Below are 15,523 nucleotides of genomic sequence, written 5' to 3' on the forward strand. Positions count from 1 at the left end.
TCGCCCCAGCAGCCAGCGTCCGCGGGTGGCCGGTGCCCCCGCCAGCGGAAACGGAAGGTTGGCCGGTGAGCGTGCAGGAGTCAACGTTCCGCGGCTTCGCCAACCCCGTCGACCCCTCGCCGGCGGAGCTGCGGGCCTGGGCCTACCAGCCGGACTCCGTCCCGCTGGCCTCCATGCCCCCGGACTGGGACCTGCTGGTCGCCGGTGACCACCTGGTGCACACGCTCTTCCAACTGGCCATGGACACGGCCTGCCCAGCCCGCCGGTTCGCCCTGCACTGCCTCTACATCTACGCCGCCGACGGCATCCGCACGAACTTCCGGGCCCACCCGAAGCGCCGCTTCCGCAAACTGGTCGAGCAGGCCGAGCGGACCGGGGACGAGCTGATGCGCAACTGGGCGCACAACAGCCGGGTGCTGCTCGCCCGGCCGGACCTCTTCGCCTACCCCGACTGGTGCGAGGGCGGCCTGGTGCGGGAGAACCGTCGCCTCTAGTCCCCTTTACCCCGGCGCGGCATCACCGCGTCCCGGCCCGCACGTCTATTGACGGCGAACGGGCCGGGACCCCCCGTGGGTCCCGGCCCGCACGTCGCCGGATCGTCAGCTCGTCGATCCGCCCTGCTTCTTGCGCCGCTCGTCGAGCCTGGCCCGGTCGATGCCGTGGTCCAGCTGGTCGGCGAAGCGACCTTCTTTGATCTTGTCGGTGAAGCGGCTCTCGGTTATCCGATCGAACCGCTCGCGGATGTTCACGGCCATCTCCTCCAGCCGGTCCTCCGCCTCCTGCGCCACCTTCTTCGCCGATTCCGTCATGGCTCCCCCTGCCAAGTTCGGAGTCCGGATTGAGTTGGTTGGGCCTGATTCACAGGTTAGCGGAGAGAGTGGCTGTCGGACGTGGAACAGCCACTCATCCCGTGGAGCTGCGCGGAATGAGTGGCTACTGGCGGCGGAGGGCGGGATCAGCGGTCGCCGGTGCGGCGTGGCCGCCAGACGACCAGCGCCGTCGAGGTGCGGTTGGTGGGCACGAGGTCGCCACGGGACAACCGGCCCAGCGACTCCAGCTCGGCGATCCGCCGGTACGCGGCATCCAGCTCCGCCTCCAGCCGGGCCACCCGCTGCTGGGCCTCCTCCAGCAGCCGTTCCAGGCCGATGATCCGCTTGACCCCGGCCAGGTTGATGCCGTCGTCCTGGCTGAGTCGCTGCACCTCGCGGAGCAGCACCACGTCCCGGACGCTGTACCGGCGGCCACCGCCCGACGCCCGGCCGGCCTGCACGAGGCCGAGCCGGTCGTACTGGCGCAGGGTCTGCGGGTGCATCCCCGCCATCCGGGCCGCCACCGAGATCATCAAGACCTTGGCCTCGTAGGCAGGGTCACCCGAGCCGACGAACTCCTCCGACATCCCCGCTCACCTCCGCTGCCTTCACCGGTCAACTGAACCGACGCACCCGGGCGTCGAGATGTTCCCGCGCGGCGGGCGGGGTCTGTTCCGCGAACGCCTCAAGCGCCGCCCGCGCCTCGTCCGACACCTTCGCCGGGACCACCACGTCGAGGGTGACCAGCAGGTCACCGGCGCGGCCGTCCTTGCGTACCACGCCCTTGCCCCGGGCCCGCAGCACCCGGCCGCTCGGAGTACCCGCCGGCACCCGCAGGGTCACCGTCCCGTCCAGGGTCGGTACGCGCAGGTCGGTGCCGAGCACCGCCTCGGCGAACGTGATCGGCACGGTCAGGGTCAGATCGTCCCCGGAGCGCCCGAACATCTCGTCCGGGCGGACCTTCACGTGGACGAACAGGTCGCCCGCCGGGCCGCCCCGCTCGCCCGGTTCGCCCCGGCCGGCCAGCCGGATCCGCTGGCCGTCGGCCACCCCGGCCGGAAAGCGCACGTTCAGCGTGCGGGTCTTGGTGACCCCGCCGGTGCCGTGGCACTCCGGGCACTTCTCCTCGACGATCGTGCCGACGCCCTGGCAGTTGCGGCACGGCTCGGAGAAGCTGAACGACCCCTGGTTGCGGGTGGTCACCCCGGCGCCCTGGCAGACCGGGCAGGCCACCGGCTGGGTGCCCGGCTTGGCGCCATTGCCGTGGCAGGTGTCGCAGACCCCGGGGGCGCGCAGCGTCAGCGGCAGCGTGACGCCGCGTACCGCGTCCTCGAAGTCGAGCGCCACCTCGGCCTCGACGTCCCGGCCGCGTGCCGGGCCGCGAGCGCGGGCCGGACCGGCGCCGCCGCCCGAGAAGATCGAGCTGAACAGGTCGGTGAACCCACCGCCACCGAACCGGGTGTCGGTGCCGCCGGCCGCGCCGCCGAACAGGTCGGAGACGTCGAACGGCATGCCGCCCGGCTGGCCACCGGTACGGGCGCTGCGGCGAAACGCGCCCGAGCCGAACAGCGACCGCATCTCGTCGTACTCGCGGCGCTTCTTCTCCTCGCCGAGCACGGCGTACGCCTCGGAGACGGCCTTGAACCGTTCCTCGGCCTTCGGGTCGCCGGGGTTGTGGTCCGGGTGCGACTCCCGGGCCAGCTTCCGGTACGACTTCTTGATCTCGTCGGAGGAGGCGGACTTCTCCACGCCCAGCACGGCGTAGTAGTCCTTCTCGATCCAGTCCTTGGAACTCACCCGTCCACCCCCTTCCACGGGACGTACCCCGGTCGTCCCGCCCGCCCGGTGCGGGCGGGCGGGACGTCACGGGTCGGCACTACTCGGGGTCGGCGACCGCGACCAGGGCCGGCCGCAGCAGCCGTTCGCCGAGCTGGTAACCCCGGCGCATGACCTGCACGCAGGTCGGTTCGGTCACGTCGGCGGAGGTCTGGTGGGCCACCGCCTCGTGCCGGGTCGGATCGAACGGGTCGCCCTGCTCGCCGAACGCGGTCAGGCCGAACTTGCCCAGCGCCGTGGTGAGCTGCTCGGCCACCGAGCCGAACCCGCCCACCAGGTCGCCGTGCTCGCGGGCCCGGTCCAGGTCGTCGAGGATCGGCAGCAGCGCGGTCAGCACCGAGCCGGTCGCCTGCTCCTGGACCAGGGCGCGGTCGCGGTCGACCCGCTTGCGGTAGTTGGCATACTCGGCCGACACCCGCTGCACATCCCGGGTCCGCTCGTCCAGCTCGGCCCGGAGCGCCTCCAGCTCGGCACCGAGCGGCCCGCCCGGCTTGACGACCTCCTCGACCTCCTCGGTCGGCTCGGCCGGCGCGTCGACGACCGGCGGACCGGAGACCGGCGCCTCGGTCTCGATCTCGTCGACCACGACCTCGGTCTCCTCGACCAGCCCCTCGGCGGGCGCGTCGGCCGCGGCGTCCGCGGCTGCGGCGTCCGCCGCGGGCTGCTCGGTGGTCTTGCCGATTCTGCGCTTGTCTCGGATGACGATCCGCGGCTCGTCGCCGGCGCCCGGCCCGGCGCTCGCCGAGCCACCCGGCGCCGACCCGGTGGAGCCCGGGTCGGCCGCTCGTGGCTTCTCCGTCATGCGGTTACCTCATCCTTCTGCCGTGCGTTCGTGTCCGGGACGGAAGGTCACTTCTTGTCCTCGTCCACGATCTCCGCGTCGACCACGTCGTCGGCGCCGCCGGCCTTCGCGCCACCCGTCGCACCGGTCGCACCGGCGCCCGGCCCGGCCGCGCCCGGCGCACCCTGCTCGCCCTGCTGCTGCGAGTAGAGCAGCGAGCCGGCCTGCTGGGAGACCTGGGCCAGCCGCTCGTGGGCCGCCTTGATCTTGTCGATGTCCTGGCCGCCGAGCGCGCTGCGCAGCTCGCCGAGCGCCTCGTTGAGCTGGTCCCGGTTCTCGCTGGGCAGCTTGTCGCCGCTCTCGGCGAGGAACTTCTCGGTCTGCCACTGGAGCGCCTCGGCCACGTTGCGGGTCTCCGCCTCGTCGCGGCGCCGCTTGTCCTCCTCGGCGTGCTCCTCGGCGTCCCGGCGCATCCGCTCGATGTCGTCCTTCGGCAGCGAGGAGCCGCCGGTGATCGTCATCTTCTGTTCCTTGCCGGTGCCCAGGTCCTTGGCGTGCACGTTGACGATGCCGTTGGCGTCGATGTCGAAGGTGACCTCGATCTGCGGCACGCCGCGCGGCGCCGGCGGGAGGCCGGTCAGCTCGAAGGTGCCGAGCTTCTTGTTGTAGGCCGCGATGTCCCGCTCGCCCTGGAACACCTGGATCAGCACCGACGGCTGGTTGTCGTCCGCCGTGGTGAAGACCTCGGAGCGCTTGGTCGGGATGGTGGTGTTGCGCTCGATCAGCTTGGTGAAGATGCCGCCCTTGGTCTCGATGCCCAGGCTCAGCGGGGTCACGTCGAGCAGCAGGACGTCCTTCACCTCACCCTTGAGCACACCGGCCTGCAGGGCGGCGCCGACGGCGACGACCTCGTCCGGGTTCACGCCCTTGTTGGGCTCCTTGCCGGTGAGCTGCTTGACCAGGTCGGTCACGGCCGGCATCCGGGTCGAGCCGCCGACCAGGATGACGTGCTCGACGTCCGAGACCTTGATCCCGGCGTCCTTCACGGCCTGCTCGAACGGGCCCTTGCAGCGGTCCAGCAGATCCTGCGTCATCCGCTGGAACTCGGCGCGGCTCAGGGTCACGTCGAGGTGCAGCGGGCCGGCGGAACCGGCGGTGATGTACGGCAGGTTGATGTTGGTGGTGGTGGCCGCGGACAGCTCGATCTTGGCCTTCTCGGCCGCCTCCCTGAGCCGCTGCATCGCCATCTTGTCCTGGGACAGGTCGATGCCGTGCTCGCCACGGAAGGTCTTCACCAGGTGGTCGATGATCCGCTGGTCCCAGTCGTCACCACCGAGGTGGTTGTCACCGCTGGTGGACTTGACCTCGATGACACCCTCGGCCAGCTCGAGCAGCGAGACGTCGAAGGTGCCGCCACCCAGGTCGAAGACCAGAACGGTCTGCTCCTTGGAACCCTTGTCCAGGCCGTACGCCAGGGCGGCCGCGGTCGGCTCGTTGACGATCCGCAGCACGTTGAAGCCGGCGATCTCACCGGCCTCCTTGGTGGCCTGGCGCTGCCCGTCGTTGAAGTAGGCGGGGACAGTGATCACCGCGTCGGTGATCTGCTCGCCCAGGTACGCCTCGGCGTCCCGCTTGAGCTTCATCAGCGTGCGGGCCGAGATCTCCTGCGGGGTGTACTTCTTGCCGTCGATGTCGACGGTCCAGTTGGTGCCGATCTCCCGCTTGACCGAGCGGATGGTCCGGTCGGGGTTGGTCACCGCCTGGCGCTTGGCGACCTCACCGACGAGCACCTCCCCGTTGCGGGCGAACGCGACGATCGAGGGGGTCGTCCGCGAGCCCTCAGCGTTGGCGATGACGGTGGGCTCACCGCCCTCGAGAACGCTGACGCAGGAGTTCGTCGTGCCGAGGTCGATGCCGACCGCACGTGCCATGTTCGCTTCCTCGCTTCGTAACGGTGAGCAGGTCAGGAGCCTCGCCCCCGAGCTGCCCGGCGGGTCGCCCGCAGCGACCGCACCACAAGTTGAGTGGACCGGACTCAATAGTGCCACGCGGCCGGCAAACCGCAAGTCGAGGTTGAGTCGACCCGACGCAACCTGACCGTTATTACCGTCCGGTTGTCTTCCCTTGCATCGGTCGGGCACGCTTTAGCGGTGACGACGCATGGCGATTCCGCCACCCATTCCGGCACGCCCGCCGTCGCAGCCCGCTCCGGACCCGACGCCGGGGAGGACCCGCCCGCCACCGGCGCCGAGGGCCTGCCCGCCGCGCTCGCCGGCCTGCGGGCCGCGATCGGGGCGGCGCGGTTCCCGCTCACCCTGCCCGCGGCGGAGCCCGCCCGGCGCGCCGCCGCCAGCCTCACCGACCAGCTCGACGACTATCTGCTCCCTCGGCTCGCCCGGCTCGACGCCCCGCTGCTCGTGGTGGTCGGCGGCTCGACCGGCGCCGGCAAGTCGACCCTGGTCAACAGCCTCGTCCAGGCGCGGGTGAGCGCCGCCGGGGTGCTCCGCCCCACCACCCGGTCGCCGGTGCTGGTCTGCAACCCGGCCGACGCCGCGTGGTTCCGCCGGGGCGACCTGCTGCCGGGCCTGACCCGGACCAACGAGCCGAGCGAGCACCCGGGCACGCTGCACCTGATCACCGCGCCCGCGCTGCCGGCCGGGCTGGCCTTCCTCGACGCGCCCGACATCGACTCGGTGGTCGACGCCAACCGGGCGCTCGCCGGGCAGCTCCTGGCCGCCGCCGACCTCTGGCTCTTCGTCACCACCGCCGCCCGGTACGCCGACGCCGTCCCCTGGGAGCTGCTGCGCGGCGCCCGGGCCCGCGGCACGGTGATCGCCATGGTCCTGGACCGGGTGCCGCCGGAGGCGGCCGACGAGATCGCCGCCCACCTGTCGGAGATGCTCGCCGCCCAGGACCTCGGCGCCGCGCCGCTCTTCGTACTGCCGGAGACCTGGGTCGACGGGCAGGGGCTGCTCCCCGACAAGGTCACCGCCCCGCTGAGCACCTGGTTCGCCCGGCTCGCGGCGGACGCCGAGGCCCGCTCCGCCGTCGTCCGGCAGACCCTGGACGGCGCGCTCGCCGCCCTGCACCCCACCGTGGAGGGGCTGGCCGACGCCGCCGATGAGCAGGTGGCCGCCGCCGACGCGCTGGACGAGCGGGTGCGGGCGGCCTACCGGGGGGCGCAGCGGACCGTCGCGGAGGGGCTCAAGGACGGCCGGCTGCTCCGCGGCGAGGTGCTGGCCCGCTGGCAGGAGTTCGTCGGCACGGGCGAGTTCTTCCGCACCCTGGAAGCCCGGATCAGCCGGCTGCGCGACCGGGTGGTGGGCAGGTTCACCGGGCGTCCGGCCCCCGCCGCCGAGTTGCGGACGGCCATCGAGTCTCAGCTCGTGACGCTGCTGCGCGGGGTGGCCGCCGAGGCGGCGGAGCACGCGTACACCGGGTGGAAGGCGCACCCGGCCGGTGCGGCGCTGCTCGAACCGGAGCTGGCCCACGCCTCGGCCGACCTGCCCGCGCGCGCCGAGCGACTCGTCCGCGACTGGCAGCGCGGGGTGCTGGAGCTGGTCCGGGCCGAGGGCGGGGACCGCCGCTTCGTGGCCCGAACGGCCGCGTACGCGGTCAACGCCACCGGGCTGGCGGTCATGATCGGGGTGTTCGCCTCCACCGCCTTCATCCCGACCGGGCTGGAGGTCGCCACCGGCGCCGGCACCGCGGTCGCCGGGCAGGCGGTCCTGCAGGCGATCTTCGGGGACCAGGCGGTCCGGAACCTGGCGACCAAGGCCCGGGCGGACCTGCTCGACCGGATCGGCACGCTGCTGGCGGAGGAGGCCGCCCGGTTCCTCGCCCGCACCGAGGCGGCCCGCCCGGGCGTCGAGGCCGGCGCCGACCTGCGCCGGGCGGCCAACGAGGTGGAGAAGGCCCGGCACCGCAGCGGACTGACCCGTGCGGACGGGCCGGTGCTGCCCGCCGTCGACCAGGGTGGCCACCGGTGAGCACGCCGACCACAGGCCGGGCCGGGGCCCGGGCGGGACGCCGCTCGGCCGGGTGGGCCGGAGACGAAGGTGGGCCGAGGTGAGCAACATCGTCGGTCGGATGCGCGAGGCGTTCCGCGGCGACCAGCGGGTCGACCCGGACGTCCTGGTCACGCGCCTGCAGGCGGTCCAGCGCTTCCTCGATGCGGTGGGCGGCCAGGTGCCCGACTCCCAACTCGTCACCGCGCACACCGTGGTCGAACGGGCCGGCACCCGGCTCGCGCTGTCCGGGCACCACACCGTGGTCGCCCTGGCCGGGGCGACCGGCAGCGGCAAGTCGAGCCTGTTCAACGCCCTCGCCCGGCTGGACCTCTCGCCGGTCGGCGTCCGCCGGCCGACCACCGGGGTCGCGCACGCCTGCGTCTGGGGGCCGCTGAACGGCGCGGCCCGACTGCTCGACTGGATCGGGGTGCTGCCCCGGCACCGGTTCGTCCGGGAGAGCGCCCTCGACGGCGACGACGAGTCGGCCCTGCACGGCCTGGTCCTGCTGGACCTGCCCGACTTCGACTCGGTGCAGCGCGCCCACCGGCTGGAGGTGGACCGGCTGCTCGGCCTGGTCGACCTGGTCGTCTGGGTGGTCGACCCGCAGAAGTACGCGGACCGCGTGATCCACACCAACTACCTGCGCGAGTTCCATCGGCACAAGGACGTGACGGTGGTGGTGCTCAACCAGGCTGACCGGCTGCCCCCGGCCGAGCTGCCCCGGGTCCTCGGTGACCTGCGCCGGCTGCTCGACGCCGACGGGCTGACCGGGGTGCCGCTGCTGCCCACCGTGGCGGTGGACCCGGCCAGCCTGGACGGGCTCCGCGCCGAGCTGGAGAAGACGGTCGCCGAACGGCAGGCCGCCCTACGCCGGCTGACCGGCGACGTGGACGCGGTGGTGGCCGGGCTGGCGGAACTGGTGGGGCCGGAGCCGCCACGCACCGGCCCCGACGACCGCGCGACGAAGGAACTCACCGCGGCGCTGGCCGGGGCGGCCGGGGTGCCGACGGTGGCCGAGGCGGTCGAGGCGGCGTACCGGCACCGGGCCGGCGGAACGACCGGCTGGCCGCTGGTCCGCGGCTGGCGGAGGCTCCGGCCGGACCCGCTGCGCCGGCTGCACCTGCCCGGCGGGGACGCCGCCGCGCCGGCGGAGAGCCTGGTCGCGGCGACCTCCGTACCCGATGCCACCGCCGCGCAGCGTTCGGCGCTCAACCTGGCCGTCCGCGCGGTGGCCGACCGTGCCGCCGCGGGCCTGCCGGCACCCTGGCCGGCCGCGATGACCGCCGCGGCCCGGTCCCGGCTGGCCGACCTGCCGGACGCGCTGGACCACGCGGTCGCCGCCACCGACCTGGGGATGGCCCGACGACCGACCTGGTGGCGGGTGGTGGGCGGCCTCCAGTGGCTGGTCACCCTCGCCGCGCTGGCCGGGCTGGGCTGGCTGGCGCTGGGTTACGCGCTGCGCGCGCTGGGCCTGCCAGCGCTGGAGCAGCCGAGGCTCGGCGAGGTGCCCTGGCCGACCGTGCTGCTTCTCGGCGGCCTGCTCGCCGGGCTGCTGCTGGCGGCGCTGAGCCGGCCGGTGATCAGGTGGGCTGCCGGGCGCGCCCGGCAGCGGGCCGAGGGGCGGCTGCTGACCTCGGTGGGCCGCGTCGGCGAGAAGTACGTGCTGGACCCGGTCTGGGCGGTGCTGGGCCACTACGCCGAGGCCCGGCAGGCGCTGCAGGACGCCACCCGCCGCTGAGCCCGCGCGCTGGACCGTGTCCGGACCGGCCGACCGGCGTAGGGTCGGTGCATGGCCACGCCACAGACCCCCTACGAGGCGGTGCTGCACGCCGCTCGCGACGTGACGAGGCTCGACTCCGCCCTCGACGCCGAGATGCTCGGCGCCGCGCTGCTAGGCAGCGTCTACGCGGTGGCGGAGTCCGACCGGGAGAACGCCGTCCGCGAGTTCGTGGCCGGCTTCCTGGCCGCCACGTCCCGCCGCCGCAGCGCCGCCGCCACCACGATCCGCGCAGTCTTCGCCGCACTGGTACCGGACGCCGAGGGCGCCACCCGGGTACGCCCCGGCGCGTACGCCCCGAACTGGGCCGGACAGCTCGGGCGGGTGCACCTCACCGGCGCCTGGGCGTACGGGGACGTGTACGGCGACCAGACCTCCTACCTGGCCACGTTCGCCTACGACGACGCCGAGGGCGGCCCGGAGCATGCCCTGGTGGCCCTGGTCGACCACAACATCGGCATCACCAAGGACGTCTTCGTCGGCGGTCCCGCCGGGCGGATCGTCGAGCAGGCCCGCCAGATCTGCACCGAGGACGAGCTGACCTGGTTCCGTACCGAGGACCCGGCCCGGATGCACGCGGAGGTGCGCCGACACCTCGCGGTCACCGACGACCTCGGGGAGCTGCCCGCCCAGGGCTCCCTGGCCACCGACCGGGCGCTGGTCGGCGCGCGGTTGGCCGCCCTGCCGGGCCCGGCCCGGGGCGGCGTCGGGGACGCCCCGCCGCCCACCGACGCGGAACGGACCCGGTTGGTGCGGGCCTTCCTCGCCGCGCCGGAAGCCGCCCGGTTCGGCCTGGACACGGTGGCCGACGCGGAGCTGGCCTCGCTGCACTTCTGCCTGGGCCTGCTGCTCGACCATGCGGCCAGCTTCCCGGACGCCGACCCGATGCGTTGGAGCCCGACCGTGGCCGAGCTGTTCCTGCTGGACTGGGTGCACCGCCGGGCCGTGCTGGACATGGACGACGCGGCGATGCTGCCCCGGGTGCTGCGCGGCTGGGCGGCGTACGCGGCCCGCCAGCGGGGCCTGCCGGCGGCGGCGGTCCGACGGACGGACGAGGCGATCGAGGAGATGGTCCCGGAGTTCGCCCGGCTCTACACCACCGGGGAGCGGCGCAGCCCCGCCACCGCCGCGGTCGCCCAGCTCATGGCGGACGGCGTCGACCCCGACGATCCGGCCGCCCTGGACGCGTGGATCGAGGCCAATCGGCACCGCCTCACCGACGACCCGGCCTGAGGCGGCCGGCGGGGCACCCCGCCCGCGATCGCGCAGATTCCCAGAAGGAGTGGCCTTCCGCGCTGGAGGCCACTCCTTCCGTGAATCAGGGTGCTCCGGTACGCAGCCGGTGGGTGGCCGGCACGGTGGCGCTCGGGCCCGGTTCGGCGGTGGGGCGGAGGGTCGGCCCGGGCGTCTCCTCGGGCGGCGCGCTGGTCGGCGGCGGCGAGTTGTCCGGTGACGTGGTCGCGCTGGGCTGCGCGCTCGGGGTGGTGGAGGGATCGGTCGCCGGCTCGGAGAGGGTGCTGGTCGGCTCGGCCGTGGGGCTCGGCGTCGGGTCCGGCGTGGCCGGGTCGGAGGCCGACGGCGAGGGTGACGGGACCGGCGACGGGCGCGGCGGGATGGTCGGCCTGGGGCGGCTGGGCACCTTCGCGGGTGCGGTCGGCCGGGGCCGCCGGCGCGAGCCCAGGTCGGCGTCGTCGGGCAGGGCGGGGGCGGCGGCGAGGGCCGGCAGGCTGGCGGCGTCGGCCACGGGCGTCCGGGTGGGGACGACCGGGGGCTGGGTGCCCTGGATGACCACCGGGCCGACCGAGGGGGTCGGGATGAACGGGGTGCTGCTGTCCGGGAGGGCGCTGTTGCCCACGGTCGCCGACCCGGCGCTGATCGCGGCCAGGATCGGCATGGACGCGGTGCCGGCGAGCAACGCGACGGTGAAGAGATAGCCCCGGCTCGGGGAGTTCAGGCCGGGCGCGCGGTGCGCCCCGACCACCCGTCGGTACGCGGCCCGGGGCGACGCGCGGTGGTGGCCGAGGAGCGGGGCACCGGGACCCTCTGCTGGCTGGGACACCGCACACTCCTCGTACGTCGACACGACGGCACGCTCATCCAAGCTGGACAAAGGCCATCAAACGCCTCGTCATGGAACACCAGTCAGCTTGAACCAGCGACGCTCAGTTCACCAGCCGTCACCGCGTGTCGACACACCCGGTGTCCGTCGACTCATGAGAACTTGCGCGACAAAAAACCCATGCGTCGCGAACCAGACCGAACTTCACCGGCGGGGGAGGCCATACTGTGGGCCCGCTCACGACCTCTGCAATCATTCAGGCACGACGGCAACGCAGCCGCCACCTCCGCATACCTCGCGGCGGTGCGGAACGGCGCCGGCGCTCCCGGGTCGGGTTCCCCCACGGACCCGGCTCACGCCGCGCGGCAACCCTCACCGGGGCTAGGCGCGGCCGCCAGGAACCAGCCCGGCTCGAGCCGGGCGGCGCACGATGTGCGCGGCACGGGTCACCCCCGGCGCCGGCGCAGACCAGACAGGGAGAGACGGATGGCAAAGGGCGACCCCGGGGTCACCAGCCGCGGCCGGCGGGCCGCACCCCGTTCCAAGCGTGCCGCCGTAGCAGGCGAGCCGGAACTCGTACAGCTGCTCACGCCTGAGGGCGAGCGGATCGAGAGCGCACTCGGCCCGGACGGGACCGAGTACCGCGTCGACTTCACCGACGAGGAGTACCGCGGGCTGTACCGCGACCTCGTGCTGGTCCGCAAGCTCGACGCGGAGGCCACGGCGCTGCAGCGCCAGGGCGAGCTGGGCCTGTGGGCCAGCCTGCTGGGCCAGGAGGCGGCGCAGGTCGGCTCCGGCCGCGCGCTGCGTACCCAGGACATGGCCTTCCCCACCTACCGGGAGCACGGCGTCCTCTACTGCCGGGGCATCGACCCGATCATGCCGCTCGGCCTGTTCCGCGGCGTCGACCAGGGCGGCTGGGACCCGAACGAGTTCAAGTTCAACATGTACACGATCGTCATCGGGGCGCAGACCCTGCACGCGACCGGGTACGCCATGGGTGTCGCCATGGACGGCAAGACCGGCAGCGACGACGGCGAGGCGGTGATCGCGTACTTCGGTGACGGCGCCACCAGCCAGGGCGACGTCAACGAGGCGTTCGTCTGGGCCAGCGTCTTCAACGCCCCGCTGGTCTTCTTCTGCCAGAACAACCAGTACGCCATCTCCGAGCCGCTGGAGCGGCAGACCCGCGTCCCGCTCTACCAGCGGGCGGGCGGCTTCGGCTTCCCCGGCGTCCGGGTGGACGGCAACGACGTGCTCGCGTCGTACGCGGTGACCCGGCACGCGCTGGACAACGCGCGGCACGGCCAGGGCCCGAGCCTGATCGAGGCGTACACCTACCGGATGGGGGCACACACCACCTCCGACGACCCGACCCGCTACCGGATCGCCAGCGAGGTCGAGGCCTGGCGGGCCAAGGACCCGATCGCCCGGATGAAGGCGTTCCTGACCAAGCAGCGGATCGCCGACGAGTCGTTCTTCGCCGAGGTCGACGAGCAGGCCCGCGCCGAGTCGGTGCACCTGCGCGAGCGGGTGCTCGCCATGCCGAACCCGGAGCCGGTGACCATGTTCGACCACGTCTACCCCACCGGGTCCCCGGAGCTCGACGAGCAGCGGGCCCAGTTCACCAAGTACCTGGAGTCGTTCGAGGGGAGCGCGCACTGATGGCCACGGAGACGCTCACCCTCGGCAAGGCCCTCAACGCCGGCCTGCGCAAGGCCCTGGAGCACGACCCGAAGGTCGTGATCATGGGCGAGGACGTCGGCAAGCTCGGCGGCGTGTTCCGGATCACCGACGGCCTGCAGAAGGACTTCGGCGACCAGCGGGTGATCGACACCCCGCTCGCCGAGTCCGGCATCATCGGCACCGCGGTCGGCCTGGCCATCCGCGGCTTCCGGCCGGTCTGCGAGATCCAGTTCGACGGCTTCGTCTACCCGGCGTACGACCAGATCGTGGCGCAGGTGGCGAAGATGCACTACCGCTCGCAGGGCAAGGTCCGGATCCCCATGGTCATCCGGATCCCGTACGGCGGCGGCATCGGCGCGGTCGAGCACCACTCGGAGTCGCCCGAGGCGTACTTCGCGCACACCGCCGGCCTGAAGGTGGTGACCTGCGCGAGCCCCCAGGACGGCTACTCGATGATCCAGCAGGCGATCGCCTCGGACGACCCGATCGTGTTCCTGGAGCCGAAGCGACGCTACTGGGAGAAGGGCCAGGTCGACGTGGACGCCCCGCTGGCCGAGGCGTACCCGCTGCACGCCGCCCGGGTCGCCCGGCCGGGCACCGACGCCACCGTGCTGGCGTACGGCCCGATGGTCCGCACCGCCCTCGACGCGGCCACCGCCGCCGCCGAGGACGGCCGGGAGTTGGAGGTCATCGACCTGCGCTCACTCTCCCCGCTGGACCTGACCTCCGCGTACGAGTCGGTGAAGCGCACCGGGCGGTGCGTGGTCGTCCACGAGGCCCCAGGCAACCTGGGCCTCGGTGCCGAGATCGCGGCCCGGATCACCGAGGAGTGCTTCTACTCCCTGGAGTCCCCGGTGCTGCGGGTCACCGGCTTCGACACCCCCTACCCGGCCGCCCGGGTGGAGGAGGAGTACCTGCCCGACCTCGACCGGGTGCTCGACGCCGTCGACCGCACCTTCGGCTGGTGAGCGCGATGTCCCGGATCAAGGAGTTCAACCTCCCCGACCTGGGCGAGGGCCTGACCGAGGGCGAGATCCTCGCCTGGCTGGTCAAGGTGGGCGACGTGATCGAGCTGAACCAGCCGATCGTCGAGGTGGAGACCGCCAAGGCGGCGGTCGAGATCCCGGCGAAGTGGGCCGGCCAGGTGCAGGCGATCTTCCACCCGGAGGGGGCCACCGTCGAAGTCGGCACCCCGATCATCGCGATCGACACCGACCCGGGCGCCGGGCCGATCGAGGAGTCCACGACCGGTGGCCTGCCCACCCCGTCGGCGGCCTCGCTGGCCGCCGTCGAGATCGCGCCCGAGGAGGGCATGGTCGAACCGGGCCTCATCGGCGGCGCGGCACCGGGCGGGCGGACCGCCGTGCTGGTCGGCTACGGCCCGCGGAACGCGCCGGCCAAGCGCCGGCCGCGCAAGGGCGCCGTCCCGGCCCAGGCCGCTGCGGCCCCGACCCAGGCCGCCCCGGTTCCGGCTCCGGTGTCGCCCGCGCCGGTGGTGAACGGCACCGGCCGGGCCGGTGGGCCGGTGCTGGCCAAGCCGCCGGTCCGCAAGCTCGCCAAGGACCTCGGCGTCGACCTGGCCGCGCTGGCCGGCTCGGGCCCGCTGGGCTCGATCACCCGGGAGGACGTCCAGCGGGCCGCGTCGGCCCCGGCGGCGGCCGAGCCGCTGACGGTCGCGGCCCCGGTGGCCGCGAGCTTCGGCGCCGACCGCGAGCAGCGCATCCCGGTCAAGGGGGTACGCAAGCTCACCGCGGAGAACATGTCCCGGTCGGCGTTCACCGCGCCGCACGTCACCGAGTTCCTGACGGTCGACGTGACCCGGGCGATGAAGGCCCTGGACCGGCTCCGCGAGCGGCGCGAGTGGCGGGACGTCCGCGTCTCGCCGCTGCTGCTGGTCGCCAAGGCGGTGCTGCTGGCGGTCAAGCGCCACCCGATGGTCAACTCGACCTGGGCCGGCGACGAGATCGTGGTGAAGGACTACGTCAACCTGGGCATCGCGGCGGCCACCGAGCGCGGCCTGATCGTGCCGAACATCAAGGACGCCGGCCGGCTCTCGCTGCGCGAGCTGGCGGATGCCCTGACCGCGCTGGTGCAGACGGCGAAGGCCGGCCGCACCTCCCCGGCCGACATGTCCGGCGGCACGCTGACCATCACCAACGTCGGCGTCTTCGGCGTCGACACCGGTACGCCGATCCTGCCCCCGGGCGAGTCGGCCATCCTCGCCTTCGGCGCCGTACGGGAGCTGCCGTGGGTGCACAAGGGCAAGGTCAAGCCGCGCCTGGTCACCACGCTGGGCCTCTCCTTCGACCACCGGATCATCGACGGCGAGTTGGGCTCGAAGTTCCTCCGCGACATCGGGGACTTCCTGGCCGATCCGGAGGCGGCGCTGCTCGCCTGGACCTGACGGTCCACGACACCAGGCAACGGCCGGTGTGCCACGGGTGAACGCCCGGCACACCGGCCGTTGCCGTTGGGGGATGAAATCATCGGCGACGGAAGGGCGGCAGCCTACGATCCTTCGGCACGTGGCTCAGCTCACCTAATAATCGATGGAAGTTGGCCGCG

13 protein-coding genes are annotated in these 15,523 nt (G+C 73.4%); 7 read left to right on the plus strand and 6 right to left on the minus strand.

The window, feature by feature from the left end; genetic code table 11:
* Window positions 1–65: 65 nt before the first annotated feature.
* Window positions 66–494: a hypothetical protein gene (locus ACGF4F_RS19225; RefSeq protein ID WP_357434540.1), complete on the plus strand. Its 429-nt coding sequence runs from the start codon at window positions 66–68 to the stop codon at window positions 492–494.
* A gap of 105 nt (window positions 495–599) precedes the next feature.
* Here ACGF4F_RS19225 and ACGF4F_RS19230 read toward each other — a convergent pair whose 3' ends face one another.
* The 5 genes from ACGF4F_RS19230 to dnaK all read right to left on the minus strand — a co-directional run bounded on the left by ACGF4F_RS19230 (window position 600) and on the right by dnaK (window position 5,357).
* A complete protein-coding gene (locus tag ACGF4F_RS19230) occupies window positions 600–809 on the minus strand; it encodes a hypothetical protein (RefSeq protein WP_393078897.1) in 210 nt (69 codons plus the stop codon).
* 146 nt (window positions 810–955) lie between these two features.
* Window positions 956–1,396, minus strand: coding sequence for a heat shock protein transcriptional repressor HspR (locus tag ACGF4F_RS19235; protein WP_073835059.1), 441 nt, complete (start codon window positions 1,394–1,396; stop codon window positions 956–958).
* A gap of 28 nt (window positions 1,397–1,424) precedes the next feature.
* Entirely contained in the window at window positions 1,425–2,606 is a 1,182-nt protein-coding gene (dnaJ, locus tag ACGF4F_RS19240; protein WP_357434538.1) for a molecular chaperone DnaJ, read from the minus strand.
* 79 nt (window positions 2,607–2,685) lie between these two features.
* Window positions 2,686–3,447, minus strand: a complete 762-nt coding sequence (gene grpE, locus ACGF4F_RS19245) for a nucleotide exchange factor GrpE (RefSeq protein ID WP_357434537.1) — start codon at window positions 3,445–3,447, stop codon at window positions 2,686–2,688.
* 47 nt (window positions 3,448–3,494) lie between these two features.
* Window positions 3,495–5,357: a molecular chaperone DnaK gene (gene dnaK, locus ACGF4F_RS19250; protein ID WP_357434536.1), complete on the minus strand. Its 1,863-nt coding sequence runs from the start codon at window positions 5,355–5,357 to the stop codon at window positions 3,495–3,497.
* Window positions 5,358–5,576: 219 nt separating this feature from the next.
* On the opposite strand from dnaK, the gene ACGF4F_RS19255 reads away from it, so the two are divergent.
* From ACGF4F_RS19255 to ACGF4F_RS19265, 3 genes are all read left to right on the plus strand, one after another.
* Window positions 5,577–7,415: an ABC transporter gene (locus ACGF4F_RS19255; RefSeq protein WP_393078902.1), complete on the plus strand. Its 1,839-nt coding sequence runs from the start codon at window positions 5,577–5,579 to the stop codon at window positions 7,413–7,415.
* A 100-nt stretch (window positions 7,416–7,515) separates the two neighbouring features.
* Window positions 7,516–9,174: a GTPase gene (locus ACGF4F_RS19260; RefSeq protein WP_393078958.1), complete on the plus strand. Its 1,659-nt coding sequence runs from the start codon at window positions 7,516–7,518 to the stop codon at window positions 9,172–9,174.
* 51 nt (window positions 9,175–9,225) lie between these two features.
* The gene (locus ACGF4F_RS19265; RefSeq protein WP_357434534.1) at window positions 9,226–10,446 is read left to right on the plus strand and encodes a hypothetical protein; all 1,221 of its coding nucleotides are present in this window, start codon (window positions 9,226–9,228) and stop codon (window positions 10,444–10,446) included.
* An 85-nt stretch (window positions 10,447–10,531) separates the two neighbouring features.
* On the opposite strand, the gene ACGF4F_RS19270 is transcribed toward ACGF4F_RS19265, so the two are convergent.
* A complete protein-coding gene (locus ACGF4F_RS19270) occupies window positions 10,532–11,272 on the minus strand; it encodes a hypothetical protein (protein WP_357434533.1) in 741 nt (246 codons plus the stop codon).
* Window positions 11,273–11,758: 486 nt separating this feature from the next.
* Between ACGF4F_RS19270 and pdhA the strand changes: the two genes are divergently transcribed.
* Genes pdhA through ACGF4F_RS19285 form a run of 3 tightly spaced genes read left to right on the plus strand, consistent with a single transcriptional unit; the run spans window position 11,759 to window position 15,362 of the window.
* Entirely contained in the window at window positions 11,759–12,937 is a 1,179-nt protein-coding gene (pdhA, locus tag ACGF4F_RS19275; RefSeq protein WP_357434532.1) for a pyruvate dehydrogenase (acetyl-transferring) E1 component subunit alpha, read from the plus strand.
* Window positions 12,937–13,926 carry an alpha-ketoacid dehydrogenase subunit beta gene (locus ACGF4F_RS19280; RefSeq protein WP_357434531.1) on the plus strand — a complete coding sequence of 330 codons (990 nt, stop codon included), beginning with the start codon at window positions 12,937–12,939 and terminating at the stop codon, window positions 13,924–13,926. The genes pdhA and ACGF4F_RS19280 overlap by 1 nt, the downstream gene beginning before the upstream one ends.
* 5 nt (window positions 13,927–13,931) lie before the next feature.
* On the plus strand, window positions 13,932–15,362 hold the full coding sequence (locus ACGF4F_RS19285) for a dihydrolipoamide acetyltransferase family protein (protein ID WP_357434772.1): 1,431 nt from the start codon (window positions 13,932–13,934) through the stop codon (window positions 15,360–15,362).
* The last annotated feature ends 161 nt before the right edge of the window (window positions 15,363–15,523 follow it).

It is taken from the genome of Micromonospora sp. NPDC047740 (assembly GCF_043204735.1).
Lineage (GTDB): Bacteria > Actinomycetota > Actinomycetes > Mycobacteriales > Micromonosporaceae > Micromonospora.

Coding starts and splice junctions, on each gene's coding strand:
- ACGF4F_RS19230 (WP_393078897.1), bottom strand. CDS start 809: ATGACGGAATCGGCGAAGAAGGTGGCGCAGGAGGCGGAGGACCGGCTG.
- ACGF4F_RS19235 (WP_073835059.1), bottom strand. CDS start 1,396: ATGTCGGAGGAGTTCGTCGGCTCGGGTGACCCTGCCTACGAGGCCAAG.
- grpE (WP_357434537.1), bottom strand. CDS start 3,447: ATGACGGAGAAGCCACGAGCGGCCGACCCGGGCTCCACCGGGTCGGCG.
- dnaK (WP_357434536.1), bottom strand. CDS start 5,357: ATGGCACGTGCGGTCGGCATCGACCTCGGCACGACGAACTCCTGCGTC.
- ACGF4F_RS19260 (WP_393078958.1), top strand. CDS start 7,516: ATGCGCGAGGCGTTCCGCGGCGACCAGCGGGTCGACCCGGACGTCCTG.
- ACGF4F_RS19265 (WP_357434534.1), top strand. CDS start 9,226: ATGGCCACGCCACAGACCCCCTACGAGGCGGTGCTGCACGCCGCTCGC.
- pdhA (WP_357434532.1), top strand. CDS start 11,759: ATGGCAAAGGGCGACCCCGGGGTCACCAGCCGCGGCCGGCGGGCCGCA.
- ACGF4F_RS19280 (WP_357434531.1), top strand. CDS start 12,937: ATGGCCACGGAGACGCTCACCCTCGGCAAGGCCCTCAACGCCGGCCTG.
- ACGF4F_RS19285 (WP_357434772.1), top strand. CDS start 13,932: ATGTCCCGGATCAAGGAGTTCAACCTCCCCGACCTGGGCGAGGGCCTG.